General features: G+C 45.1%; 24 protein-coding genes and 1 pseudogene. 23 read left to right on the forward strand and 2 right to left on the reverse strand.

All coding sequences use genetic code 11. The features are described 5' to 3' along the window. The first annotated feature begins 188 nt into the window (after positions 1-188). The 17 genes from C7U56_RS14830 (at position 189) to C7U56_RS14910 (ending at position 16,844) form a co-directional block, all read left to right on the forward strand. Positions 189-1,883 carry an ABC transporter substrate-binding protein gene (locus tag C7U56_RS14830; protein ID WP_107001863.1) on the forward strand — a complete coding sequence of 565 codons (1,695 nt, stop codon included), beginning with the start codon at positions 189-191 and terminating at the stop codon, positions 1,881-1,883. After that, complete coding sequence (locus C7U56_RS14835) at positions 1,876-2,862, forward strand: ABC transporter permease (RefSeq protein WP_333493393.1); 987 nt, start codon at positions 1,876-1,878, stop codon at positions 2,860-2,862. Before C7U56_RS14830 ends, C7U56_RS14835 begins: the two co-directional genes overlap by 8 nt. Continuing rightward, on the forward strand, positions 2,859-3,668 hold the full coding sequence (locus tag C7U56_RS14840) for an ABC transporter permease (RefSeq protein WP_107001864.1): 810 nt from the start codon (positions 2,859-2,861) through the stop codon (positions 3,666-3,668). Before C7U56_RS14835 ends, C7U56_RS14840 begins: the two co-directional genes overlap by 4 nt. A 159-nt stretch (positions 3,669-3,827) precedes the next feature. Next, a complete protein-coding gene (locus C7U56_RS14845; protein ID WP_233430293.1) occupies positions 3,828-4,598 on the forward strand; it encodes an ATP-binding cassette domain-containing protein in 771 nt (256 codons plus the stop codon). 1 nt (position 4,599) lies between these two features. Continuing rightward, a complete protein-coding gene (locus tag C7U56_RS14850) occupies positions 4,600-5,229 on the forward strand; it encodes an ABC transporter ATP-binding protein (protein WP_107001865.1) in 630 nt (209 codons plus the stop codon). Between the two features lie 134 nt (positions 5,230-5,363). After that, the gene (gene larB / locus C7U56_RS14855; protein ID WP_107001866.1) at positions 5,364-6,137 is read left to right on the forward strand and encodes a nickel pincer cofactor biosynthesis protein LarB; all 774 of its coding nucleotides are present in this window, start codon (positions 5,364-5,366) and stop codon (positions 6,135-6,137) included. 103 nt (positions 6,138-6,240) lie between these two features. After that, positions 6,241-7,605, forward strand: coding sequence for a nickel pincer cofactor biosynthesis protein LarC (gene larC / locus C7U56_RS14860; RefSeq protein WP_107001867.1), 1,365 nt, complete (start codon positions 6,241-6,243; stop codon positions 7,603-7,605). A 67-nt stretch (positions 7,606-7,672) separates the two neighbouring features. Next, positions 7,673-8,527: an ATP-dependent sacrificial sulfur transferase LarE gene (gene larE, locus C7U56_RS14865; RefSeq protein WP_207655666.1), complete on the forward strand. Its 855-nt coding sequence runs from the start codon at positions 7,673-7,675 to the stop codon at positions 8,525-8,527. A 22-nt stretch (positions 8,528-8,549) separates the two neighbouring features. After that, the gene (locus C7U56_RS14870) at positions 8,550-9,248 is read left to right on the forward strand and encodes a DUF5714 domain-containing protein (protein ID WP_107001868.1); all 699 of its coding nucleotides are present in this window, start codon (positions 8,550-8,552) and stop codon (positions 9,246-9,248) included. Between the two features lie 364 nt (positions 9,249-9,612). Continuing rightward, entirely contained in the window at positions 9,613-9,972 is a 360-nt protein-coding gene (locus tag C7U56_RS14875; RefSeq protein WP_107001869.1) for an ArsR/SmtB family transcription factor, read from the forward strand. 59 nt (positions 9,973-10,031) lie between these two features. Then, a complete protein-coding gene (locus C7U56_RS14880) occupies positions 10,032-12,617 on the forward strand; it encodes a heavy metal translocating P-type ATPase (protein WP_107001870.1) in 2,586 nt (861 codons plus the stop codon). A 16-nt stretch (positions 12,618-12,633) separates the two neighbouring features. Then, a complete protein-coding gene (locus C7U56_RS14885) occupies positions 12,634-13,152 on the forward strand; it encodes a DUF6921 family protein (protein ID WP_107001871.1) in 519 nt (172 codons plus the stop codon). Positions 13,153-13,162: 10 nt separating this feature from the next. Next, positions 13,163-13,702, forward strand: coding sequence for a pilus assembly protein PilX (locus tag C7U56_RS14890; protein WP_107001872.1), 540 nt, complete (start codon positions 13,163-13,165; stop codon positions 13,700-13,702). Beyond that, the gene (locus tag C7U56_RS14895; RefSeq protein ID WP_107001873.1) at positions 13,699-15,243 is read left to right on the forward strand and encodes an FAD-binding protein; all 1,545 of its coding nucleotides are present in this window, start codon (positions 13,699-13,701) and stop codon (positions 15,241-15,243) included. The genes C7U56_RS14890 and C7U56_RS14895 overlap by 4 nt, the downstream gene beginning before the upstream one ends. Further along, positions 15,240-15,950, forward strand: a complete 711-nt coding sequence (locus C7U56_RS14900) for a succinate dehydrogenase/fumarate reductase iron-sulfur subunit (RefSeq protein ID WP_463668916.1) — start codon at positions 15,240-15,242, stop codon at positions 15,948-15,950. The genes C7U56_RS14895 and C7U56_RS14900 overlap by 4 nt, the downstream gene beginning before the upstream one ends. Positions 15,951-16,085: 135 nt before the next feature. Beyond that, entirely contained in the window at positions 16,086-16,385 is a 300-nt protein-coding gene (locus C7U56_RS14905) for an ArsR/SmtB family transcription factor (RefSeq protein ID WP_005330972.1), read from the forward strand. Positions 16,386-16,484: 99 nt separating this feature from the next. Further along, a complete protein-coding gene (locus C7U56_RS14910; RefSeq protein WP_107001875.1) occupies positions 16,485-16,844 on the forward strand; it encodes a hypothetical protein in 360 nt (119 codons plus the stop codon). 183 nt (positions 16,845-17,027) lie between these two features. Here the strand turns inward: C7U56_RS14910 and C7U56_RS14915 are convergent, their stop codons facing one another. Next, positions 17,028-17,300: a DUF6061 family protein gene (locus C7U56_RS14915; protein WP_463668917.1), complete on the reverse strand. Its 273-nt coding sequence runs from the start codon at positions 17,298-17,300 to the stop codon at positions 17,028-17,030. A gap of 276 nt (positions 17,301-17,576) precedes the next feature. Here C7U56_RS14915 and C7U56_RS14920 point away from each other — a divergent pair, with 276 nt between their 5' ends. From C7U56_RS14920 to C7U56_RS16085, 3 genes and pseudogenes are all read left to right on the forward strand, one after another. Continuing rightward, entirely contained in the window at positions 17,577-18,413 is an 837-nt protein-coding gene (locus tag C7U56_RS14920) for a sialate O-acetylesterase (RefSeq protein WP_087155189.1), read from the forward strand. 166 nt (positions 18,414-18,579) lie between these two features. Further along, positions 18,580-19,023, forward strand: coding sequence for a GNAT family N-acetyltransferase (locus tag C7U56_RS14925; RefSeq protein ID WP_107001877.1), 444 nt, complete (start codon positions 18,580-18,582; stop codon positions 19,021-19,023). Positions 19,024-19,407: 384 nt separating this feature from the next. Beyond that, positions 19,408-19,602, forward strand: a pseudogene (locus C7U56_RS16085) (VOC family protein); the annotation flags it as partial. A gap of 124 nt (positions 19,603-19,726) precedes the next feature. On the opposite strand, the gene C7U56_RS14935 reads toward C7U56_RS16085, so the two are convergent. After that, positions 19,727-20,080: a cupin domain-containing protein gene (locus tag C7U56_RS14935; protein ID WP_004614173.1), complete on the reverse strand. Its 354-nt coding sequence runs from the start codon at positions 20,078-20,080 to the stop codon at positions 19,727-19,729. A 142-nt stretch (positions 20,081-20,222) separates the two neighbouring features. Between C7U56_RS14935 and C7U56_RS14940 the strand changes: the two genes are divergently transcribed. The 3 genes from C7U56_RS14940 to C7U56_RS14950 all read left to right on the forward strand — a co-directional run bounded on the left by C7U56_RS14940 (position 20,223) and on the right by C7U56_RS14950 (position 21,807). Next, positions 20,223-20,555, forward strand: a complete 333-nt coding sequence (locus C7U56_RS14940; RefSeq protein ID WP_008373705.1) for a winged helix-turn-helix transcriptional regulator — start codon at positions 20,223-20,225, stop codon at positions 20,553-20,555. A 96-nt stretch (positions 20,556-20,651) separates the two neighbouring features. After that, positions 20,652-20,975, forward strand: coding sequence for a hypothetical protein (locus C7U56_RS14945; RefSeq protein WP_004613237.1), 324 nt, complete (start codon positions 20,652-20,654; stop codon positions 20,973-20,975). A 70-nt stretch (positions 20,976-21,045) separates the two neighbouring features. Next, positions 21,046-21,807, forward strand: a complete 762-nt coding sequence (locus C7U56_RS14950; protein ID WP_164979758.1) for a class I SAM-dependent methyltransferase — start codon at positions 21,046-21,048, stop codon at positions 21,805-21,807. Positions 21,808-21,814: the final 7 nt, after the last annotated feature.

Below are 21,814 nucleotides of genomic sequence, written 5' to 3' on the forward strand. Positions count from 1 at the left end.
CGGGGGAACGAAAAAAATAGGAATCAGGTGTCTATGCTGTTGGCAGGGAAGCGAGTTAAATAGCCGCACATAAAATAAATAAGAAAAATGGAGAAGGATACCAGGAAGGTACAGCGGTTCAGCAGGGACCGCACTTTTCTGATATCCTTTTGTTTCATAAGGAAAAATATAGGGGTACAACAGAAAATATGAAAAAACGAGAAAATACAGGCAAAATCATTGGAAAGGTGTTCGGAGAAGCCAGAGCGCTTGGCGTCACTGCCTTAGCGGCGGCAGTCATGCTTTCCGGATGCGGAAACGCTGGAAATCAGGCGCAGAAAGGCGGTTCCGGCGCAGAACAGACAGAAAATGTTGAAAACGGCGAAAATGCAGCGGAAAATACCCAAACAAGCGTTATTATCGCGATGCCGCCGACTTCAGAGCCGGAGGCGGGCTTTGATCCGGCATATGGCTGGGGCGCGGGCGAGCATATGCATGAACCGCTGATCCAGAGCACCCTGACGGTGACAGAAACAGATTTGAGTATCGGGTATGATCTGGCGACGGATGTGGAGACCTCCGAGGATGGAATGACATGGACGGTGACGATCCGCGACGATGCGAAATTCACGGATGGCGAGACGCTGACCGCGGAGGATGTGGCATTCACTTATAACACATTGAAAGAGACGAGTTCCGTCAACGATTTTTCAATGCTGAAACAGGCGGAGGCGATCGATGATGTGACGGTTGTGTTTGAGATGGAACGCCCGTTTGCTATCTGGTCATACACGATGGCGGTGACGGGAATTGTGCCGGAGCATGCATATGGAACGGATTACGGCACACATCCGATCGGTTCCGGGCGATATATCCTGAAACAGTGGGACAAGGGGCAGCAGGTGATTCTGGAAGCCAACCCGGATTATTATGGGGATGCGCCGAAGATGCGGCAGGTCACGATTCTCTTTATGGAAGAGGATGCGGCATTTGCGGCGGTGCGCGCCGGGCAGGTGGATGTGGCGTACACGGCGGCGTCCTATGCAGACCAGTCGGTTCCAGAATTCAGTCTTTTGGATTGTGAGACGGTGGACAACCGTGGATTTAACCTCCCGGCGGTGCCGGAGACGGTACGGGAGGATGGCGTAAAAATCGGCAATGATTTTACCGCGGATGTGCAGGTGCGCCGGGCGATCAACCTGGCGATTGACCGGCAGGAAATGATCGATCATGTGTTAAATGGTTACGGCAGCCCGGCATATAGTGTCTGTGACAAGATGCCGTGGTACAACGATGAAATGGAGAACATTTCCTATGATGTGGAGAAGGCGGAAGAGATGCTGGATGCGGCGGGATGGAAGAAAAATGCCGACGGCATCCGCGAAAAGGGTGGAGTGAAAGCCATTCTGGAATTTCCCTATCCGACCGGGGATTCGGTGCGTCAGGCGCTGGCAGCCGATACGGCGCAGCAGTTAAAAGAGATTGGAATTGACACATCGATCCGCGGCACCGGCTGGGATACTGCGTATGACGAGGCACAGTCGCAGCCGCTTCTCTGGGGCTGGGGCGCGCACACGCCGATGGAATTTTATAATATTTACCATACAAAGGCAGATACGGGGCTGGCAGAATATTCGCCGTATGCGAATGAGACCGTGGACGCTTATATGGATGAGGCCCTGGCAGCACCGGATCTGGAAAGTTCGTATGAATTGTGGAAAAAGGCGCAGTGGGACGGCGAGACGGGCGTTTCAGCCGAGGGTGATCTTCCGTGGATCTGGCTGGTGAATGTCGATCATCTGTACTGGGTGAGAGACGGGCTTCATGTCGCAGAGCAGAAGGTGCATCCGCACGGTCACGGCTGGTCCATCGTCAACAATGTTGATCGGTGGTACTATGAGTAGGATGAAATGGTTTGGGCGCAGTCTGCTGCACCTGATTCTGCTGCTTTTGGCAGTCAGTCTGGTATCGTTTCTGCTGGTGTCGATGTCTCCGGTCGATCCGCTGCAGACGAATGTCGGGCAGACGGCGCTCGGCTCGATGGCGCCGGAGCAGATCGAGAAGCTGCAGGCGTACTGGGGCGTTGGTGTGCCGGTCTGGAAGCGCTTCTTTAACTGGATTTCGGGCATCTGTCATGGTGATTTTGGCATTTCCCTTCTGTACCGCAGACCGGTGCTGGAGGTGATCGCGGAAAAGGCGTCTGCGTCAGTGTGGCTCCTTCTGTCTGCGTGGCTGTTTTCGGGAATCGTGGGGATATTTTTAGGAATTGCAGCGGCGGCAAAACGGGGCAAGTGGGCGGATCGCCTGATTACGGGCTATTGCATCGTGATCGCGGGAACGCCGTCCTTCTGGCTGGCGCTGGTGCTGCTGCTTCTCTTTACAGTGCAGCTTCCCGTCTTCCCAATCGGGTTCAGTGTCCCGGTGGGAATGGCGGCGGACGAGGTCAGCCTGGCGGATCGCCTGTATCACGCATTTCTGCCGGCGTGTACGCTGGGACTGACAGGGATTTCTTCGATTGCGATGCACACGCGCGAAAAAGTGATTGAGATTCTGGAAAGTGATTACGTACTCTATGCGCGGGCGCGGGGCGAGAGCGGCTGGCGGCTGATTTTTCGGCATGGACTCCGCAACCTGCTTCTCCCGGTAATTACGCTGCAATTTGGCTCGATCAGCGAGATTTTCGGCGGTTCGGTGCTGGTGGAACAGGTCTTTTCCTATCCGGGACTCGGACAGGCGGCGGTCACGGCGGGGCTGGGAAGCGATATCCCGCTTCTGATGGGAATTACACTCATCAGTGCCGTGCTTGTATTTGCAGGAAATGCAGCGGCGGATGGGCTGTACCGGCTGGTCGATCCGAGACTTAGGAAAGGAGGCAGGGCATGAGAAAGAAAACACTCTGGCTGCTGGGAATTTCCCTCCTTTTCCTGATTCTGGTGACAGTGCTTGGAATCGTCTGGGAGGATGCCGCACAGCAGGTCGATTTTGCGAGAAAAAACCTGCCTCCGGGAACCGGCGGGCTGTTTGGAACCGACTGGATGGGGCGGAATATGCTGAAACGGACGGTTGCAGGGCTTTCTTTAAGCATCCGGCTGGGGCTTCTGACCGCGGCGATCAGCGCCGCGGTGGCATTGGCGCTTGCATTGCTGGCGTCGCTTGGCGGGGGACTGATGGATTCATTGGTATGCGGGCTGATTAATCTGGTAATGGGAATCCCGCACATGCTTCTCCTGATCCTGATTTCCTACAGTCTGGGAAAGGGATTCCGGGGTGTAGCAGCCGGGATTGCCCTGACGCACTGGGCGTCGCTGGCGAGGCTTTTGCGGGCGGAAATCTTACAGATCCGGGAAAGTCCGTATGTGCAGATCTCCGAAAAACTGGGGAAAAAGCCCTGGTGGATTGCCTGGAACCACATCGTCCCGCAGGTATCGCGGCAATTTGTAACCGGGTTAATTCTTCTCTTTCCCCATGCGATTCTTCATGAGGCGGGCGTGACCTTTCTGGGCTTCGGTCTTTCCTCCGAGCAACCGGCGATCGGTGTTATTTTATCCGAGAGTATGTCGTACCTGATTACCGGAAAATGGTGGCTGGCGCTCTTTCCGGGCGCAGCACTGGTGCTGGTAACGCTGGGATTTCAGGCGATCGGGCAGAGCCTGGGGCGGCTGATGGATCCGGGGAGCGCGCATGAGTAGAGGATGCTGGGAATGAGGCAGAAAAACATATATTTTGATAAAATGATGCGATTAAGACAAAAACAATCAAAAACGATGCGGCTATCAGATTTGGAACAGACAGACGTTCTCAAAGAACGGAGATTGCGTGAAAATCGTGATTCCATGGAAAAGCCGATATTGAAAATTCAAAATCTAAACTTATATTTTACGCAGTACGCGCGTGGGCTTAGACGGCGCGAACTCCATCCGCTCCGCGACCTTTCTTGCAAACTTTTCAGTGGGGAGCTGACGGCGGTGGTCGGGGCGAGTGGTTCGGGAAAAAGCCTGCTGGCGCACGCGATTCTGGGGATCTTGCCGTACAACTGCCGGATGGAAGGAAAAATTTCCTATCAGGGAGAGGTTCTGGATGAGACGCGGCTTGCCGGGCTGCGGGGCAATGGGATTTCCCTGATTCCGCAGGGGGTTTCCTACCTCGATCCGTTGATGCGGGTCGGGGATCAGATCTGCGGCGGCAGAAAAGATGAAGCGACGCGGGCAAAATGCCGCCAGCTTTTGAAGCGGTACGGGCTGGATGAATCAGTGGAAAAATGTTATCCATTTGAGCTGTCGGGCGGCATGGCGCGGCGCGTCCTGATGGCAGCGGCACTGATGCAGGAGCCGAGGCTGATTGTGGCGGATGAACCGACACCGGGGCTGGAGGCGATGACCGCGCGCCATGTGATCCGTCATTTAAAAGAGATGGCACAGGACGGGGCAGCGGTGCTTTTGATTACTCATGATCTGGAACTGGCGATTGAGATGGCGGACCGGATTCTGGTGTTTTATGACAGGACGATTCTGGAGGAAGTAAAGCCGGAGAACTTCCGGGAGGGACGGAATCTGAAAGAGCCATACACGCAGGCGCTCTACCGGGCACTGCCGGAACATGAATTTTTTGGAGGAGAATGAGATGTCACTAAAGGTGGAAAACCTATCTTTTTCATATGAAAATGGCGGGCGCCACGTGCTGACGCGTATTTCCCTGAAAATTGAGCCGGGAGAGCGCGTGGGGCTGGTGGCGCCGAGCGGATATGGAAAAACGACGCTGTGTCGCCTGCTGGCGGGATATGAGAGACCGGAGGCGGGAACGGTAGAGATTGACGGCATACCGATTGAGAATATCCGGGGCTGTATGCCGGTGCAGTTAATCTGGCAGCACCCGGAGCAGGCGGTCAACCCGCGCTGGCGGATGCGCCAGGTTCTCAGTGAGGGCGGTCAGGTGGATGAGGAGAGCCGGGGACGGCTTGGCATCCGGGAAGAATGGCTGGATCGGTTCCCATCGGAGCTTTCCGGAGGCGAACTGCAGCGGTTTTGTATTGCCAGAGCGCTGGCGGCAAATCCGCGGTATCTGCTGGCGGATGAGATCACCGCGATGTTTGACGCAGTGACCCAGAGCCAGATCTGGCAGGCGCTTTTGCAGGAGGCAAAGGAGCGGGAGCTGGGAATAGTGATTGTGAGCCATTCGGAATCTCTTTTGAAGCGGATTTGCACGCGGCGGATTGATTTAAAGGCATTGCAGGAAAAGATGGCAGCAGTTTAGCCAGTTCACATATTGACAGAGAAAATCGGGATTGACCGAGCTCATAAGAGCGAGGGATGCTTCTTGTCCAAAGGACAAGAAGATGGGCGATAGTAAGAGATTAATAATTCGGGATTTGGTAAGGAGGAGGAAAAATGGATGTTCGGAAGCTGTTGGAAGAGGTAAAACGGGGGGATACAAGTATTGAGGAAGCGGAGAATGTGCTCAAGAATCTTCCTTACGAAGATTTAGGGTATGCGAAGCTGGATCTGCACCGGAAATTGCGTTCGGGATTCCCAGAGACGGTGTTCTGCCAAGGAAAGCCGGATGCCTATCTGGCGGATATTTTCGAGACGCTGTACCGGGAAAATGGGGAAGTACTCGGAACGCGGGCGACGCAGGAGCAGTGGAATCTAGTGCGGGCGCGCATCCCGGAGATAGAATACGATCCGGTTTCAAAAATTTTGCAGGCGAGAAAATCATCGGAGACACCGCGGAAGCTGGAAGGGCTGGTGGCAGTCTGCACAGGCGGAACCGCGGATATCCCGGTTGCGGAGGAAGCTGCCAAAACGGCAGAATTTTTCGGCTGCCGCGTGGAGCGCTACTATGATATAGGGGTGGCGGGCATCCATCGCCTTTTATCCAAACGCGAGGCGATTGCGCGGGCAAACTGCGTGATTGCGGTGGCGGGAATGGAAGGCGCGCTTGGCACAGTTGTCGCCGGGCTGGTGGAAAATCCGGTCATTGCGGTTCCGACCTCGGTCGGCTATGGTGCAAGTTTTCATGGACTGTCGGCATTGATCACGATGATTAATTCCTGTGCGAACGGCATTTCGGTTGTAAATATAGATAACGGCTACGGCGCAGCATACCTGGCGGCGCAGATCAACCGCCTGGCGGTGCGGGAGCCGAAGAAGACGGCAGAGTGATAGAAAGTTTGTGTTATTGTGGAAATAAACAGGACAATAGATGCATGAGAGCGGAAAAGCGGGAATGTATCAAAAGAGAGAAGACTGGAAGGAGAAGTAAAAAATGGATGAGAAAATCTTATATCTGGATTGTGCGTCTGGAATCAGCGGAGATATGACGGTCGGCGCATTGTTAGATCTTGGAGCAAGCCGGGAAAAACTGGTACAGGCACTGGAAAGTTTGGGCGTGTCCGGGTATCATCTGCATTTTGGGCGGACGAAGAAATGTGGAATCGATGCGTATGATTTCGATGTACATTTAGAGGAAGAAGAGCATCATCACGACCACGAACATCATCACGATCACGAACATGGTCATGAGCACGAACATAGCCATGATGAGCACGACCATGAGCATCATCACAATCATGAACACACTCACGACCATGAGCACAGCCGTGATCACGCTCACACCCACGATCATATGCATCCCCACGTCCACCGCAACATCCATGACATTTTCGAGATCATCGATCGTCTGGATGCATCTGACCGTGTTAAAAACCTGGCGCGCCGGATGTTTGAGATTGTGGCGGAGGCAGAGTCCAAGGCACACGGAATCCCGGTCAGCGAGGTTCATTTCCATGAAGTCGGTGCAATTGACTCGATTGTGGATGTTATCAGTGCGGCATTCTGCCTGGAGGATCTGGGAATCCACCGCGTGGTGATATCGCCGCTTTCCGAAGGTCATGGATTCGCACGCTGCCAGCACGGTTTAATGCCGGTTCCGGTTCCGGCGACGGCAAATATCGCAGCAGCACAGGGCTTGGAACTGACGCTTCGGGATGTCGAAGGAGAGATGGTAACGCCGACCGGCGCGGCGATCGCGGCGGCATTCCGGACAGAAGCGGCGCTTCCGAAGAAGTACCAGATCGAAAAGATCGGTATCGGCGCCGGAAATAAGGATTTCGCGCACGCGAATATCCTGCGGGCGATGCTTCTGACGGATAAAACGGTGGAAGTAGAAACCGGAAAAGACGGTCACGACGAGAGCTCCATGTGGGTCATGGAGGCAAACCTGGACGACTGCACCGGCGAGGCGCTGGGATATGCGATGGAGGTGCTTCTGGAAGCGGGCGCCAGAGATGTGTGGTACACACCGGCATATATGAAGAAAAACCGTCCGGCGTATGTGCTTCATGTACTGACAACGGCAGAAAAACGAGAAGAATTAGAACAGCTTATATTCTCCTGTACGACCACGATTGGTGTGCGCCGTTATCCAGTAGAGAGGACGATACTGCCACGGGAAGTAAAGGAGATCCAGACCCGTTACGGGGCAGCAAAGGTAAAAATCTGCAAGCGCGGCGGCGTGGATACGTGCTATCCGGAGTATGAGAGCGTGCGCGCGATCTGCCGGGAGACAGGGAAGCGCTTCATGGAAGTATTCCACGGAGTAATGGAAGACGGAAGTATTAGTTTACAGTAGGCACTTTTGAGATTGAAAAACGGCACAGTGCATTCTCGTTAGATAATTAAGAGGAGAATCAAGAACCATGGAAAATAAACCAATGATATCAGAGACAGAAAAAAGAGAAGCTTTAAAACAGTTCATGGCAGAAAAAGCGAAAGCACCGGTCTGTGTCGCCTTTTCGGGCGGTGTGGACAGCAGCCTGATTCTCAAGCTGGCGTGTGATACGGCGAAGAAGACGGGAATGCCGGTTTATGCCGTGACATTTCACACCATGCTGCACCCAGCCTGTGATCTGGAGATCGCGGAGCGGGTGGCAAAGGAGCTGGGCGCGATCCATAAAATTATCCAGGTCAATGAGATGGAGCTGGAAGCCATCCGGACGAATCCGGTCAACCGCTGTTATATCTGCAAACACCACCTGTTCGCGACACTTCTGGATTTTGCAAAAGAAGAGGGGATTCCGTGCGTGATGGACGGAACCAATGAGAGCGACCTGCATGTGTACCGCCCAGGTATCCAGGCACTCCGTGAGCTGGGTGTCGTCAGTCCACTTGCACAGTGCGGACTGGAGAAAAAGGATGTCAAGGCATTTGCAGCTGACTTAGGAATTTCCGTTGCATCCCGTCCGTCCATGCCATGTATGGCGACCCGCCTTCCATATGGAACTTCCTTTGACATGGAAGTTTTGAAGCGGATTGAGAAAGGCGAAGATTATCTTCGAAGCGTGTTTGGCGGAAATGTGCGCCTGCGCCTGCATGGCGATATTGTCCGGATCGAGGTGGATGCGGATAAATTTGAAAAAGCGATTGCCGAGCGGGAGACGATCTGCAGGACATTAAAAGAAATGGGTTTTCTGTACATTACACTCGATCTGGAAAGTTTCCGGTCGGGAAGTATGGATATAGTGCAGAAACTCAACGCGCTGGCCGGGAAATGAATGTGAAGGAGATGGAAATCCCATGCAAGAAGAATGTATTGTCTGTAAAGCACCTCTTATTTATCTGGAACAGGATGAATGGATGGAGTGCGAATTATGTCATAAAAAAGAATTGAGCAAGACCAGATGCCAGAACGGGCATTATGTTTGTAATGATTGTCATACGAAGGGACTGGACACCATTCTTTCCCTGTGTATAGACGAAACATCCAGAAATCCGATCGAGATTGTCCGGAAGATGATGGATGCACCGTTTTGCCATATGCATGGACCGGAGCATCATGTCATGGTGGGAGCGGCGCTGCTTACTGCATATAAAAATGCGGGAGGTGCTATTAATCTGCGGGAATCTGTGATGGAAATGCTGAACCGTGGAAAAGCCGTTCCAGGAGGAACCTGCGGATTCTGGGGTGCCTGCGGAGCGGGAATCAGCGCAGGTATGTTTGTATCTATCTTGTCTGGGGCGACGCCACTGACGGAGGAATCCTGGGGACTTTCGAATCAGATGACATCAAAAGCACTGGAAGCGATTTCGCACACCGGCGGTCCGAGGTGTTGTAAAAGAGATTCTTATCTGGCGATTCTGGCGGCGGTTGATTTTGTAAAAACGCATTTTGGAATCGAAATGGAATGCACAGAAGTCCATTGTACGCATTATGCTCAGAACAATCAGTGTATTGGCAAGCGCTGTCCATTTTGGCGATTTGATGATAGTATTTGACTATAAATGGATAAACGGAGATAATAAAGTTGCGATATAATTAGATTGTGCGGGATGAGATTGCAGTTTACATAATGTGTGAACTGTGATGAGAGAGCAATTTCTCGTGTAATAGGAAATTCCCTGGAATTCCCTATTACACAAAAAGGCACATCCTTTTTTACGTGGAAAAATCGGAATTTACAGGAAGTGTGACAAGAAAGCCAAAACGGTATACTGGGAAAAAAGATTAAGAAAAGAATAAAGAGCTGGTTTTAATTGTAAAATTTATGGGGAACTAACATCAGCTTATTGACATGAATTTAAAAATAAGTATAATAATAGTTGAGTAATTGTTCAACTATTATTATTTGGAGGTGAATATATGTCAAAATCGTCTTATATTTGTAATTGCGATGTAATTCATGAGGATATTGTGAATGATGTGAAATCCAAGATGCAGCCAAAAGATGATTATATCCAGTTGGCTTCTTTGTTTAAGCTATTTGGAGATGGAACTAGAGTACAAATCTTACACGCTCTAGAACAGAGTGAGATGTGTGTATGTGATCTTGCAGTGCTACTGGGGGTAACAAAATCTGCAATTTCGCATCAGTTAAAGGCATTACGCCTAGCGAATCTGGTAAAATTCCGTAAAGAAGCACAGATAGTTTACTACTCGCTGGCAGATGATCATGTGAAAGAGATTATTGACAAGGGATTTGAGCATCTTTGGCAGAAATAATATTTTTTAACATTATAGTTGAGTAATTGAACAATTAAACAAATTATAAGGAGATTATCATGAAACGCATATTTCTATTAAAAGGGTTGGACTGTCCAAATTGTTCCGCAAAAATTGAAAAAGAAGTCGGAGAGTTGGATGGAGTGCAATCCTCAGTGGTAAATCTGATGAAGCAGACGCTGACAATCAATGTTGCTCCAGCTGCCGCAAATACAATAGCCAGTCAGATTGAAACGATTGTCCACAGCCATGAGCCAGATGTGGAGGTTCAGGAAGAAACAATTATCCCCGTTACAAAGAGTTATTTGTTAAAGGGCTTGGACTGTCCGAACTGCTCCGCAAAAATTGAAAAAGAAGTCGGAGAATTGGATGGAGTACAATCCTCAGTTGTAAATTTGATGAAGCAGACGCTGACAATCAATGTTGCTCCAACTGCCGCAAATACAATAGCCAGTCAGATTGAAACGATTGTCCACAGCCATGAGCCAGATGTGGAGGTTCAGGAAGAAACAATTATCCCCGTTACAAAGAGTTATTTGTTAAAGGGCTTGGACTGTCCGAACTGCTCCGCAAAAATTGAAAAAGAAGTCGGAGAATTGGATGGAGTACAATCTTCAGTTGTAAATTTGATGAAGCAGACGCTGACAATCAATGTTGCTCCAGTTGCCGCAAATACAATAGCCAGTCAGATTGAAACGATTGTCCACAGCCATGAGCCAGATGTAGAAGTTTCCGAAATTGCACAGGAATACTATATACCTGCAAAAAAACAGGATACCAATACATCCTATAACAATGAGGATAAGAAGTTGACAGTTCGTTTAGCGACTGGTGCAGCAATCTATGCCATTGGTATGGCATTGACTGTTTTTGCGAAAGTGCCACTGCCTATCGAATTAGCTTTTCTCATTGTTTCTTATGTTATTCTTGGTGGAGATGTTGTATGGCAGGCTGTGAGGAACATTTCAAAGGGGCGTGTATTTGATGAACATTTTTTGATGAGTGTTTCTACGATTGGGGCTTTTGTCATTGGTGAATATCCAGAAGCAGTTGCTGTTATGCTATTCTATCAGGTAGGTGAATTTTTTCAGTCATTGGCTGTTAAGCGTTCCAGAAAATCTATATCAGACTTAATGGATATACGTCCGGATTGTGCTACAGTCAGAAGGAACGGAGAATTGATTACCATATCTCCTGAAAGTGTTGCCATTGGTGAGATTATTATTGTAAAGCCTGGTGAAAAAATCCCATTAGACGGTGTGGTATTGGATGGAGATTCTATGCTGGATACGAGTGCTTTAACTGGAGAATCGGTTCCGAGAAGCGTTCATAAAGGAGACGAAGCACTTTCCGGTTGTATGAATCAGACGGGTGTTTTAACGATTAAGACAACGAAAGCATTTGGTGAATCTACTGCTTCAAAGATTATTGATCTTGTGGAGAATGCGTCCAGTAGAAAAGCACCAACAGAAAATTTCATTACTACATTTGCACGTTATTACACTCCTGTTGTTGTAATCTTAGCAGCTATTCTGGCAATTCTGCCACCAATCCTTCTTGGTGGAGGTTGGACAGAGTGGATTCGCAGAGGATTTGTTTTCCTTGTGGTATCTTGCCCATGTGCATTGGTCATTTCAATCCCGCTGACTTTCTTCGGAGGTATTGGTGCGGCATCTAAACGAGGTGTTCTTGTAAAAGGAAGTAATTATTTAGAGGCGCTTAATAATGTCAGCATTATTGTGTTCGATAAAACCGGAACACTTACAAAGGGTGTTTTCAATGTGACTGATATTCTGCCTGCAAATGGATTTTCAAAAGAACAGGTTCTGGAGTATGCGGTCCAGGCAGAGAGCTTTTCTAACCATCCTATTGCAAAATCCATTCTCTCTGCTTATGGAAAAGAAATTGACCAATCAGTTATCTCTGATTACAAGGAAATTTCCGGATATGGAATCAGTGCCATGGCAGGAAAGAAGAAAGTTTATGCTGGCAATACGAAACTTATGGATTCAGAGCATGTGGAGTACACAGCCTGTGAAAAAGTTGGTACAAAGGTTTATGTAGCAGTAGATGGTCAATATGCCGGATGTATTTTGATAACAGATGAAGTAAAGCCGGACAGCAAAAAAGCAATTTCTGATTTGAAACATATCGGTGTGGAAAAAACAGTCATGCTTACTGGTGATGATGAAAAAATTGGAAAGGCTGTTGCGGAAGAATTGCAGTTGGATGAATATTATGCACAACTGTTTCCTGATCAAAAAGTGGAAAAGGTTGAGCTTTTAGACAGTAAAAAGAGACAGGGAAGCAAATTAGCTTTTGTTGGTGATGGTATCAATGATGCTCCTGTCCTTGCTCGTGCGGATGTTGGTATCGCAATGGGTGGTCTTGGTTCAGATGCGGCCATTGAAGCTGCGGATGTGGTTCTGATGACAGATGAACCATCTAAGCTGGTGGATGCGATTGATGTGGCAAAAGCGACAAAGCAAATTGTCATGCAGAATATAGTGATTGCCCTTGGAATTAAGAGTGTGTTCCTGATCCTTGGTGCTCTGGGTATAGCTGGAATGTGGGAAGCTGTATTTGGTGATGTAGGCGTTACCATAATTGCCGTCTTGAACGCAATGAGGATTTTGAAAAAATAAGAAACGAGGTGGCAATGTGAAACGGAAATTGATTCTGTTAGCAGTTACAATTGTTTTTCTTGCAGGTTTCGGTGCACTTTTGCACTCACCGCCCTCTATGATTGATGCAGTCACAGGAGCAACACCGAAGTCAAAAAAGGCGGCTCAAGCCTCCGCACAGTTGGAAGGCTCTTATGTTCTCGGTATTAATATGATGTCAGATGGTCTCGACAACGAGAACACCCGGAATAAATTAAAAGAATTGGCACTGGACGATTCGGAAACAAATGAAACAGATCTCATGAAAACGGACATTAGTTTTCGGTTATATGTATCTGAGACGGATTATCCGCTTGTCAGTTATGCTAAGAAACTCTGTGACAGGTTGAAACAGGCCGGTTTCTCCGTAGATCTGAAAGAGTACAGTAACACAATGATGCTATCAAGAGTGGTAAGTGGAAAGTATGATGTATTCCTGGCATCGGATGATTTTATTGACGTTACAACGCTAACACAGATGGACTATATGATCATGGACAGCGAAGAAATGAGGTGAGCGGGAATTTATGAGAAAATGGAATACGATTTTGTCTGTTTTAATGCTTCTCATTTTTATGATTCATGGAATCATGGGCAGCTTTATGCTGAACGGAGTTGGAAGTAGCGCAGGGAAACTTCTTGCATGGATTGGTGTTGGTATTCTTGTTGTGCATACGGTGATTGGTGTCATCCTGACAGTTCAGAGTTTACAGACAGCGAAGCAATCTGAAAAAATGTATCTGAAACAGAACGCCATATTCTGGGCGAGACGAGCCAGTGGGCTGGCAATGCTGATCCTGCTGTTCTTCCATATTGGCTTGTTTGGAAAGGTGCAGAATGGGACATATATTTTGTTCCCTTTTACAACGGTAAAGATGGTAACTCAGCTTTTGTTCGTGGCGGCAATCTTTGTTCATATTTTTATCAATATCCGCCCATTGCTCGTATCGCTGGGAATCATCAGTTATAAAGAACGAAGGGGTGATATTTATTTGATTCTTTCGGTGCTCCTTCTGTTTATAGCGGGCGCAGTTATTTTCTATTATATTGGGTGGCAATATCTATGAGTAAGACAATTATTATTATAGGTGCTGGACTGGCAGGACTTTCAGCGGCTTTGCAGGCAGCGGAAAATGGATGCAATGTAAAACTGGTTTCCTCCCTTCCGTCAGAGCGGGCACAGTCTGTTATGGCGGAGGGCGGTATCAACGCAGCTTTGAATACAAAAGATGAAAACGATAGTCCCGAAGAACATTTTACAGATACAATAAAGGCAGCATGTGGTCTGGCAGATCCAAATGCAGTTTGGGGAATGACACAGGCAGCACCGGAGCTGGTGCACTGGCTGTTAAAACTTGGAGTTCAATTTAACATGAGCGGCTATGATGATGTGGATCTGCGGAATTTTGGCGGGCAGAAAAAGAAAAGGACTGCTTTTGCGCAGAGCGATACCGGGAAGCAGATCATGACAGCTATGATAGACGCTGTTCGCAGGAAAGAAGCATCTGGTATGGTAGAACGGTTCAGCCATCATTCTTTCCTAACACTTCGTCTGTGTGACAATATTTGTTGTGGCTGCGTAATCAGGGATGAATACAGTCAGGAGACTGTGGAATTACCGGGGGATGCGGTTATTGTTGCCACCGGTGGTATGCACGGATTGTTTGGAAATACAACGGGTTCGCTGAGCAATACAGGAGAAGTCACCGCAGAATTGTTCCGGCTTGGTGTTCCTCTGGCAAATGGTGAGATGATCCAGTATCATCCGACAACTGTGAAATGTGGTGGAAAACGCATGCTCATCAGCGAGGCGGCCAGAGGGGAAGGTGGTAGGTTGTTTGCCATGAAAGATGGAAAACAATGGTATTTCATGGAGGAAAAATACCCGGAGCTTGGAAATCTGATGCCACGAGATATTACCGCCAGAGAGATATGGAAGGTCAGCCATGAATCAGAGGTATTTCTTGACATGACGGAAATATCGGACGAGATTATTTCAAATAAGCTATCTGGTCTGGCAGACGATTGTATGACCTATCTGCATAAAGATATACGAAAGGAACCGGTGTCTGTTTTACCGGGAATTCACTATTTTATGGGAGGCATTCTGGTGGATGAGCAGCACAGAACGCCGATTCAGAATCTTTACGCTGCCGGAGAATGCTGTGCCCAATATCATGGTGCCAACCGTCTTGGTGGAAATTCTCTGTTAGGAGCGTTATACGGAGGACGTGTTGCGGCAAAATCAGCATGCGAACAGGCAGATGTAGTAGATCTATCTTGTGCGACACAGATAGATTTTCCACCAGCGTCCCAAATTTCAGAAATAAAGCAATTAAACAAAGTGATGCAGGAGACTATGGGCGTTGTCAGAAATGAGAATACGTTGTTAAATGGGATTCAAACGGTACAAGCGCTGACAGGAAATCTTCCATTGCTTGGCATGGCAGTTCTAAAGAGTGCTCTTGCAAGAAAAGAAAGCCGTGGTGCACACTGGCGGGAGGATTATCCGAAGAGCAATGACGATGATTACCTTAAAACAACGGTAGCCAGATTTGATGGAAAGCAGATACAGATTTCCTTTGTACCTGTTCCAGAAAGGCGGTGATTCACTTGGTATATAAAATAAGAATCAGGCGGCAGGAGAGTCAGAAATCAGACAGTTATTGGCAGGAATTTGAGTATGAAGGAAGCAAAAACAGCTCTGTTGCCACTGTTCTAAAGGAATTGAACAGTAGAACCCCTTTGAAAGATAACTCAGGAAATATAGTTACCCCCATCAGCTGGGAATGTAGCTGTATGGTGCGAAAATGTGGGGCTTGCGCCATGCTGATTAACGAACGTCCGAGGTTGGCATGCTCTACATTTCTACATACGTTAAAAGGTTCTACAATCATCTTGGAACCTTTAAGCAAATTTCCGCTTGTAAGAGATTTGATCGTTGACCGGTCAATTCTGTTTGAAAATTTGAAAAAACTGAACCTTTGGCTTGAAAGTGAAGCTTATATGAATCCGTGGACACATGAACCGAGATACCAGTCGGCACGCTGTCTGATGTGTGGCTGCTGCCTTGAAGTGTGTCCTAACTTCTCTGCAAATGGGACTTTCGCAGGCGCTGTTGCTGCAGTCAACGCATTTCGGATTCTGAATGAAGAACAGGAAAGCACTCATTTGAATGAGATTTCTGCTGAATATAAGAAGAAATATTTTGAGGGATGCGGGAAGTCGTTATCTTGTCATGATATTTGTCCGATTGGTCTGCCTGTGGAAGAACTACTTGTAAGGTCGAATGCAGCGGCTGTTTGGGGCAAATAAAATGGATGATAAAAGCTATAATGAATGTATGAAGAGAATCAAAAACTTGATTCTCTTTTTTAAAATACATACATTGACAAATATCTATGTATATATTATATTGAACATAGACAATGATCAATGTGAGGTGTCAATATGAATGCAATGGATGTGGCTTTGATATGTAAGGCTTTGGGCGATGCGAACCGGCTGGAAATTGTACAGATGCTGTCGGATGGAGAAAAGTGCGGGTGTAAACTTTTGGAAAGATTTGAAATTACCCAGCCAACTTTATCCCATCATATGAAGATATTGGTAGGATGCGGCCTTGTGAATGATCGTAAGGAAGGAAAATGGCATCACTATTCTTTGAATTGTGAGACATTGATGAATTACAAACACTTTATAGAATCCCTTACTTGCCTTGGATGCGGTGACGGGGATTGTTGTAAATAATTAAAGGAGAGCAGATATCATGAAAAAAGAATTAAATTCAGGAATTAGTTTTTTCCAGCGTTACCTGACTGTAACCTGCCAAACATCAATCTGGGGCAGTTGCAGATAATTCTCGCAGCAGCGGGCTTACTTTCTGTATTAGCAACGGTTAGCTATATGTTGTTCCTGTCTGCAAAATGTAAAGACACATTGACAGTTTTGCTGATCTCTATCGTAGTTCTTCTCATGCCGCTTTTTGCTTATGTGGCGATGGGAGCAACATGGCTCTCTACCATACTTCCATCTGCCGGAATTGGTATGCAGAACAATTTCCTTTCTCAGCTTGCAAATTTCAATTATCTGAATATCGGTGGAATGAGTTTCTGGACACCGCATGTTATTTTGATTTCGGCAGGAATTGAATTATTTGTGTTTACATTCTTGGCGATTCATTCCTATTGCAGACATCAGGTAGCATAAAAGAAGTTCAAAATAGAATGAATTGATTATCTGCCGCATGACGGCAAAAGAAAAACCAGACAATTTAGAACGGCGACTTTGATTTTCAGAGCCGCCGTTTCTTTGCGTTTATACAAACCTATGATGAATTTTCCGGAAATATTATAGCTAATAGTTATTTAAACTGTTGTATTTGTTTAAAAATTAAAAAATATCTAATGAGTCTTCCGCATCTACCCACATCTGCAAATTTCCATCAAGATATAATCTTGCATATTCAAGAGGATCATCAATGGCGAGTGCGTTTAATGCACAGTCTGATCCTGATGTGGTTTTTAAGTCCTTTTCAGCTTCCCAACAGTCAATGCGGAGCATATAGCCAACAGAGGTATAAACATCAATACTGTTGCGCTTGGGATTGTATTCTGCAAATATTGTTCTCATCGTATCAAATCTCCTTATCGTTAAATCAATCATTTGTTGCAAAAATCAGAAGCATTTCAATCAGTTCACCATGTCACTTTTATTTTGTGTTATACTGTTTTATAGGATTTTTTTGCCCTTGTATTTGCCCTTATCAGAGTTCGTAAACACTGGTGGGACAATATAACACAAGGGAAACAATAAGGGAAAGTTCACCAGTGATAAATTCAGTGTTTTCAAGGGTTTGCGGAGAATTTAATAACAAAATATAACAGTTATTAAATCTCTTAAAACAGGTGAAATCTCAATCGGAATTTGTGGAGGTGTTGAATGAAAAGTGTATTAATGATTGGACAGTCCAACATGGCTGGACGTGGATTCATAAATGAAGTACCGATGATTTGTAATGAGAGAATCCAGATGTTAAGAAATGGAAAATGGCAAATGATGACAGAACCAATTAACTACGATCGTCCTATATCAGGAGTAAGTCTTGCGGGTTCATTTGCTGCAATGTGGTGCATGGAAAACAAAGAAGAACAAATCGGCTTGATTCCATGTGCGGAAGGTGGCAGTTCCATTGATGACTGGTCTATAGAGAAAATATTATTTAAAAATGCAATTATTCAGGCAAAATTTGCAATGCAAAATAGTAATTTGATTGCTATTCTATGGCATCAAGGAGAAAATGATAGCTATAATGGTAACTACAAAACGTATTATGAAAAATTACATACAATTTTTGAGGCTTTAAAAAATGAACTTAATTTAGACGATGTACCGTTTATTATTGGAGGACTTGGTGACTATTTAGGAAAGATAGGCTTTGGTTTTAATTGTACAGAGTATGACTTGGTGAATAAAGAATTATTACGATATGCCAATGATCATAATCATGTATATTTTGTAACTGCCCAGGGGTTGTCAGCAAATCCAGATGGCATACATTTAAATGCTGTCTCTCAAAGAAAATTTGGGGTTCGTTATTACTATGCCTACAAAAACAAAAAGAATGTGATAACACCTTTGAAAAACGAAGAAAAATTATTAGAGTCATGTATTAATATTCCATATACTCAGAATGAAATGAAATATTTAGCCATGATGGATTTGACAATGGGAAAATGTAGTTATGAAGAGTTCATAACAAAAATGAAAAATCTCTAACTTTCAATCTGACTAATGGAAATAAAATAAAGAAAAGAATTAGAATTTTACAAAGAAGTGTAATTGTATGAATAAAGCGATTGTTGTAATGAGGATTGCTATTCTTACTTCTTTGGAAAAAGATAAGTAATTGACTGGCAAATTCCAATTTGACGGAGTAATATATATGAAAATCCGAGAAGTAAATGAGAATAAAAAGCAGTTTATATCATTATTGTTATTAGCTGATGAACAGGAGAGCATGGTTGATCGCTATCTTGAAAAAGGAACTATGTATGTGCTTGAAGACAATGATGTAAAAGCTGAATGTGTTGTCACCGATGAAGGTAACGAAATACTTGAAATCAAGAATATCGCAGTCGATCCGGAAAATCAGGGAAAGGGCTATGGCAAAGCACTAATTGATTTTCTTGCCAGTAAATATGCAGATGAATATTCTGTTTTGCAAGTTGGAACAGGTGACAGTCCATTGACGATATCATTTTATGAAAAATGTGGGTTTGTTCGTTCTCACAAGATTCCTAATTTCTTTACTGACAATTATGACCACCCAATTTATGAGGGCGGTGTACAACTAATAGATATGGTATATTTGCAAAGACATATATAACTTCAAGCTTTTCGAATGTATGTTTGTGCCTGAGGAATTGGAGAGTGGATAATGAAAAAACCACCTTTATACACTGCGAAGACCACCTTTGTACACTTTTTTAAAATGTGGATAACTTCTTAAAAACCACCTTTATACATTCTTGTAAAATTGGGAAAAAGCTCAAAAAACCACCTTTATACAGTTCTATGAAATGTGAATAATCACCAAAAATAACTTTTATTATTAAAAGACCACCTTTGTACAGTTTCTTAGATAAAAGATAAAGGAATCCAGAAAAACCACCTTTGTACAGTTAAAAACCACCTTTGTACACCTTTCGTACAAGATAGGTAATTGGCTTAAAAACCACCTTTATACACTAAAAAATTACCATCTTGCAAAATGCCTGATTTACCTAAAGAACTTGCTCGCACGGGATATGCACATATCGCATTTAGTGTAGGAAGTAAAGAAAAGGTTGATGCCTTGACCGTAGAGTTGAAAACTGCTGGTTATGAAGTAATCAGCGGTCCCCGGACAACAGGAGATGGCTATTACGAAAGCTGTATTGTTGCAATTGAAGGGAATCAAATTTAGGTTACAGTTTGAACCCGACAATTTCAAGTTCGAAAAATTGAGAAATCGTAAAATTGAAGAAAAAAGGAATGCACAGTTCTTAGCATATCGGGAACTGTGCATTTCTGTAAATAAATACTTTTAATTAGCCGATTACGGCATCTTCTGCTGTAAAATGTTCCAGAGAATTTTCTTTTACCTGAATGCAGATATAAGTAATTCCGGAAATATCGGATGCAAAAAACTGACGCTTTGCAGCAGGAGCGATTTTTAGCCAGTCTCCAGTTGAAAGGCTAATTTCTTCTCCATCAATTATGGCTTTGCCGTTACCTGAAAGAATTCCATAGATTTCTTCATTTTCTTTATGAGAATGAACAAATGGGACATTTGCTCCTGCAGGTAGTTCGTTTAAACTGATTTCTGCACCTGTTAAAGACAACTTTTCATGCAGCTCAATTCGGTTTTCCTTTCCAATAGTTGTTTTTGTGTAATTTGCCATAATAATACCTCCATAGTTAATTTGTAGTTTCTGGTTGATTGGTATTAGTATAGTGTGAGACACATACAAAAACAAGTACGCACCTTTTTGTAACTGTACACTCAAAATTGAATGTGTTACAATAGACTCGGAGGTGAGAATTATGCGAGCAAAAGAAGAATTACCGGAATGCCCAGTTGCAACAGCAGTATCTCTCATCGGAGGAAAATGGAAACTGCTGATTTTGCGTAACTTGAAAGAGCGTCCATGGAGATTCAATGAGCTACAACGAAGTATAGATGGTATTTCACAAAAGGTTTTGACAGATAGTTTAAGACAAATGATGAGTGATGGACTGGCATATCGCCACGATTACCATGAGCAGCCACCGAGAGTTGAATACGGCTTAACTGAACTCGGAACAAAAATGCTTCCAATTGTTAATTCACTTGCTGACTTTGGTAACTACTATAAATCAATTATTGAACAGAATTAAGGACGTTAGTATTTGAAAAGATCGAACAATTCCAGTTTGTATAACAGGAATTTATCAGAAAATGAGGAATAGTTGAAATGGAGGCGCTATAATAACATGAAGATTGAAGGGAACCAGAAAGAACTGGATGCAATGGTAGAATTTCATAAGGGAAACCGTGTCGAGGGACTGAGACTGCAAGAAGAATTTGCAGCGGAATTTCGTAAGGAGTATAAAGACAAAGATCACTGTCCTTGCCTGAAAGCCTGTCGTTATCACGGAAACTGTAAGGAATGTGTAGCAATCCACAGAGCGCATCAGGAACATGTTCCTAATTGTATGCGACCATTGATTAATAAAAAATTGAAATTGATGTCAGAATTAACAGAGCATACCTTGGCAAATGAAATAGAAGCTCCACATGAGATTTTAAGAAAATAGGCAAGTCAAATTCCCGTTTATTGGGAAGTCGCAGAGAACGAAAAATCGGAAGTTTACAGCGAGGTGAAAGATGTTGAATTATGTAGAATATGGAAAAGAAAACAAATATGATGATGATATATTTTTTCAAAAATACAGTCAAATGAGTCGCTCACAGCAGGGACTAGCCGGTGCAGGAGAATGGGAAACATTGAGAAAGCTGCTGCCGGATTTTAAAGATAAGCGTGTGCTTGATTTAGGATGCGGCTATGGATGGCACTGTATTTATGCGATGGAACACGGAGCGTCTTCTGTTGTAGGTGTTGATATTTCTCATAAAATGCTCGAGGTAGCCAAAGAAAAAACACATTTTCCACAGGTTGAATATAAATGCTGTGCTATAGAAGATGTGGAATTCCCAGAGGAGAGTTTTGATGTAATATTAAGTTCACTTGCGTTTCACTATGTAGCAGATTATGAGATTTTAGTAAAAAAGATATATAGAATACTGAAGTCTGGTGGTAAGCTAGTTTTTACGGTTGAACATCCTGTTTTTACTGCCTATGGAACACAAGACTGGTATTATAACGAAAAAGGAGAAATACTGCATTTTCCGGTGGATAATTATTATTATGAGGGCAAACGAACAGCTGTGTTTTTAGGAGAAAAGGTTACAAAATTTCATAGAACACTGACCACATATCTAAATACACTGCTTTCAAATGGTTTTATAATAAATCATATTGTGGAGCCGCAGCCGCCGGAATACATGATGGATATTCCGGGGATGCAGGATGAAATGCGCCGTCCCATGATGCTGATTGTATCGGCGAACAAAAAAGTGGATAGATAGAACTAAA

The sequence above is a fragment of the Clostridium fessum genome, from assembly GCF_003024715.1.
Classification (GTDB): domain Bacteria; phylum Bacillota; class Clostridia; order Lachnospirales; family Lachnospiraceae; genus Otoolea; species Otoolea fessa.

What these genes read in the sequence shown, in the direction of transcription:
- C7U56_RS14830 (WP_107001863.1), top strand. Translation starts at nt 189, where the DNA reads ATGAAAAAACGAGAAAATACAGGCAAAATCATTGGAAAGGTGTTCGGA.
- C7U56_RS14835 (WP_333493393.1), top strand. Translation starts at nt 1,876, where the DNA reads ATGAGTAGGATGAAATGGTTTGGGCGCAGTCTGCTGCACCTGATTCTG.
- C7U56_RS14840 (WP_107001864.1), top strand. Translation starts at nt 2,859, where the DNA reads ATGAGAAAGAAAACACTCTGGCTGCTGGGAATTTCCCTCCTTTTCCTG.
- C7U56_RS14850 (WP_107001865.1), top strand. Translation starts at nt 4,600, where the DNA reads ATGTCACTAAAGGTGGAAAACCTATCTTTTTCATATGAAAATGGCGGG.
- larB (WP_107001866.1), top strand. Translation starts at nt 5,364, where the DNA reads ATGGATGTTCGGAAGCTGTTGGAAGAGGTAAAACGGGGGGATACAAGT.
- larC (WP_107001867.1), top strand. Translation starts at nt 6,241, where the DNA reads ATGGATGAGAAAATCTTATATCTGGATTGTGCGTCTGGAATCAGCGGA.
- larE (WP_207655666.1), top strand. Translation starts at nt 7,673, where the DNA reads ATGGAAAATAAACCAATGATATCAGAGACAGAAAAAAGAGAAGCTTTA.
- C7U56_RS14870 (WP_107001868.1), top strand. Translation starts at nt 8,550, where the DNA reads ATGCAAGAAGAATGTATTGTCTGTAAAGCACCTCTTATTTATCTGGAA.
- C7U56_RS14875 (WP_107001869.1), top strand. Translation starts at nt 9,613, where the DNA reads ATGTCAAAATCGTCTTATATTTGTAATTGCGATGTAATTCATGAGGAT.
- C7U56_RS14880 (WP_107001870.1), top strand. Translation starts at nt 10,032, where the DNA reads ATGAAACGCATATTTCTATTAAAAGGGTTGGACTGTCCAAATTGTTCC.
- C7U56_RS14890 (WP_107001872.1), top strand. Translation starts at nt 13,163, where the DNA reads ATGAGAAAATGGAATACGATTTTGTCTGTTTTAATGCTTCTCATTTTT.
- C7U56_RS14895 (WP_107001873.1), top strand. Translation starts at nt 13,699, where the DNA reads ATGAGTAAGACAATTATTATTATAGGTGCTGGACTGGCAGGACTTTCA.
- C7U56_RS14905 (WP_005330972.1), top strand. Translation starts at nt 16,086, where the DNA reads ATGAATGCAATGGATGTGGCTTTGATATGTAAGGCTTTGGGCGATGCG.
- C7U56_RS14915 (WP_463668917.1), bottom strand. Translation starts at nt 17,300, where the DNA reads ATGATTGATTTAACGATAAGGAGATTTGATACGATGAGAACAATATTT.
- C7U56_RS14920 (WP_087155189.1), top strand. Translation starts at nt 17,577, where the DNA reads ATGAAAAGTGTATTAATGATTGGACAGTCCAACATGGCTGGACGTGGA.
- C7U56_RS14925 (WP_107001877.1), top strand. Translation starts at nt 18,580, where the DNA reads ATGAAAATCCGAGAAGTAAATGAGAATAAAAAGCAGTTTATATCATTA.
- C7U56_RS14935 (WP_004614173.1), bottom strand. Translation starts at nt 20,080, where the DNA reads ATGGCAAATTACACAAAAACAACTATTGGAAAGGAAAACCGAATTGAG.
- C7U56_RS14940 (WP_008373705.1), top strand. Translation starts at nt 20,223, where the DNA reads ATGCGAGCAAAAGAAGAATTACCGGAATGCCCAGTTGCAACAGCAGTA.
- C7U56_RS14945 (WP_004613237.1), top strand. Translation starts at nt 20,652, where the DNA reads ATGAAGATTGAAGGGAACCAGAAAGAACTGGATGCAATGGTAGAATTT.
- C7U56_RS14950 (WP_164979758.1), top strand. Translation starts at nt 21,046, where the DNA reads ATGTTGAATTATGTAGAATATGGAAAAGAAAACAAATATGATGATGAT.